This window comes from Inquilinus sp., assembly GCF_057815775.1.
The window spans coordinates 1-2,571 of record NZ_JBYRFX010000096.1 but is presented as its reverse complement, the minus strand read 5'-3'; the positions used below and the strand labels follow the sequence as shown (position 1 = coordinate 2,571).

Below are 2,571 nucleotides of genomic sequence, written 5' to 3'. Positions count from 1 at the left end.
CCGAGCTCCTGAAGCTGCTGGCCGCGCCCGACCCGGTGCCGGTGTGGCAGGCCATGGTCGCGGCCGGCATCGCCCGCCGCGTGATCGGCGAGGATGGCGATATCACTCGGCTGCAGGGGCTGGTCCAGGTCGCGCCGAAGGCCGATCCGATGCTGCGGCTGGCGGCGCTTTTGCGCGGCGACGCCGCCGCGGTGGCGGTGCGGCTGAGGCTGTCGAACGAGGAGCGCGACCGCTTGGTCGGGCTGCAGGACGGCGTGCTGCAGCAGGCGCCCGACGAGGTCGGGGTGCGGCTGCTGCTGTACCGGCACGGCCGGGCCGGCGGGCGCGACCGCATCCGCCTGGCCTGGGCCGCGGCGCCGCGGCGCTGGAGCTTCAAGCGCGCCTTGGCGGCGCTGGAGAAGGAGCCGGTGCCGACGCTGCCGGTGCGCGGCCGCGACGTCGTCGCCCTCGGCGTGTCGGGCCCGGCGGTCGGCCGCGCCCTGACCGAGGTCGAACGCGGGTGGATCGGCCAGGGTCTACGTCCCGGCCGCGACGAAAGCCTCGACCGGCTGCGGGAACTGGCTGGGGTTTAGGGATTCGATCCGGAGCGTATCCCATCCAACTGTCATGCCCGGGCTTGAACCGGGCATCCAGAGACTGTCGACAACCTCTGGATTGCCGGGTCAAGCCCGGCAATGACAGCTTAAGTTAAGTCCGGACCATGACCGCGGCCTACGTCGCAAGCGTCTCCGCCGCCAGCTCCGCCCACAGCGCCTCCGGGATGTCCTGCCGCAGCAGGGCCAGGTTGCGGTCGACCTCCTCGGCCGATTGGTGGCCGACCACGACGCTCGCCACGGCCGGGTGGCGCAGCGGGAACTGCAATGCCGCCGCCGGCAGCGGCACGTCGTGGGCACGGCACAGCGCCTCGATTCGCCGCGTCCGCTCCAGCACCTCGGGCGGTGCCGGCTTGTAGAAGTAGCGCGCGCCCTCGATGGCGCCAGTCGCCAGGATGCCGGTGTTGAACGGGGCGGCCAGCAGCACCGAAATGCCGCGCGTCACGCAGTCGTCCAGGAAAGGCTCGGAGTCGCGCTGCAGCAGGGTGTAGCCGCCGGCCAGCATGAGGCAGTCGAAATCGCCGGCATCGGCGAAGCGGCGGCAGACCTGCCAGTTCTTCACCGCCACGCCGATGGCGCCGACGACGCCCTGGCTGCGCAGCTCGGCCAGGGCCGGATAGGCGCCGTCCATGGCTTCGGCGAAGCGCGCCTCATAGGCGTCGCCATGCAGGTCCGGGTCGATGTCGTGGATCGACACGATGTCGAGGCGGTCCCGCTTCAGCTTGGCCAGGCTGCGCTCGATCGACCGCAGGAAGCCGTCGCGGCTGTAGTCGAACCGGTTCTGGCCATCCTCGGTGGTGCGGCCCGCCTTGGTCGAGACGACATGCTCCGCCCGCGGCCGGTCGGCCAGCGCGGTGCCGAATCGCGCCTCGCTGACCCCACCGGCGTACAGCGCGGCGGTGTCGAAGTAGCGCAGGCCGCGGTCCCAGCAATGGTCGACCAGGGCTGCGACCGCAGCGTCGCCGATCGAGCTGAACAGGCTGCCGCCGCCGATGCCCAGGCGGGACACGCGCAACGGGGTACGGCCGATCGGGCGGCGCTCACTCGGGTCGAACATCACGGCTCCTTGGGTGGGCTGATCCCCGATTCCGGGACCATTTTTCATCCGAGGGATCAATAGAGATCCCACCCCGCCTGTGGGAAACTTCCACTGGAACGACCATCCGGGGGACCGACCATCCGGGACCAACGAACATCGAGGGAGAACGCAATGAGCGGCCAAGTTTCGATACACCCGGTCGTCGACGGCGGCGTGCGCCACGGCTCCGGCAGCTTCCAGGGCGGGACTCTGACCTGCGCCTGCACCGACCACCCCGTCAAGGTCCGCATCGAGGGCGATGTCGCCCACAACCATGCCTGCGGCTGCACCAAATGCTGGAAGCCGAAGGGTGTCGCCTTCTCGATCGTCGCCGTCGTGCCGTCCGACAAGGTGACGGTGCTGGAGAATGGCGACAAGCTCGCGGTGGTCGATCCCAGCGCCCTGATCCAGCGGCATGCCTGCAAGCAATGCGGCGTCCACATGCATGGGCCGGTCGAGCGCGACCACCCGTTCAAGGGGCTGTCCTTCATCCATCCGGAGCGGTTCGACAAGGACGGTTATGCCGAGCCGGGCTTCACCGCCTTCGTGTCGTCGATCATCGAATCCGGCGTCGACCCCAGCACCATGGACGGCGTGCGCGCCCGGCTGCGGGAGCTGAAGCTCGAGCCGTATGATTGCCTGTCGCCCGGGCTGATGGACTACATCGCCACCTGGACCGCCCAGCGCTCCGGTGCCTTGCCGGCCTAGCCGATAACACCCGCGGAGGCTGCCGGATCCGGCAGCCTCCGCGGCCCTGTGGGTCACAGGCCGGGGTCGGCCTGCAGCATCTCCGCCGCGCGGTCGGCGATGACGACGGAGGGCGGCCGGGTGGTGCCGGGGGTGCCGCGGGGGCTGATCGACGCATCGGCGGTGCGCAGCCGGCCGACCCCGTGGCCGCCG

General features: G+C 70.6%; 3 protein-coding genes. 2 read left to right on the top strand and 1 reads right to left on the bottom strand.

Translation table 11 applies throughout. The features are described from left to right. Nucleotides 1-572 (top strand): tRNA nucleotidyltransferase/poly(A) polymerase family protein (locus AC3XYG_RS03510; protein WP_489138427.1); only part of this gene is annotated, 572 nt, incomplete at its 5' end. A 139-nt stretch (nucleotides 573-711) separates the two neighbouring features. On the opposite strand, the gene AC3XYG_RS03505 is transcribed toward AC3XYG_RS03510, so the two are convergent. Next, nucleotides 712-1,650: an aldo/keto reductase gene (locus AC3XYG_RS03505; protein WP_489138426.1), complete on the bottom strand. Its 939-nt coding sequence runs from the start codon at nucleotides 1,648-1,650 to the stop codon at nucleotides 712-714. Nucleotides 1,651-1,803: 153 nt separating this feature from the next. On the opposite strand from AC3XYG_RS03505, the gene gfa reads away from it, so the two are divergent. Beyond that, entirely contained in the window at nucleotides 1,804-2,379 is a 576-nt protein-coding gene (gene gfa / locus AC3XYG_RS03500; protein ID WP_489138425.1) for an S-(hydroxymethyl)glutathione synthase, read from the top strand. The last annotated feature ends 192 nt before the right edge of the window (nucleotides 2,380-2,571 follow it).

Bases quoted from the DNA above. Each gene is read 5' to 3' on its own strand.
- AC3XYG_RS03505 (WP_489138426.1), bottom strand. From the start codon at position 1,650: ATGTTCGACCCGAGTGAGCGCCGCCCGATCGGCCGTACCCCGTTGCGC.
- gfa (WP_489138425.1), top strand. From the start codon at position 1,804: ATGAGCGGCCAAGTTTCGATACACCCGGTCGTCGACGGCGGCGTGCGC.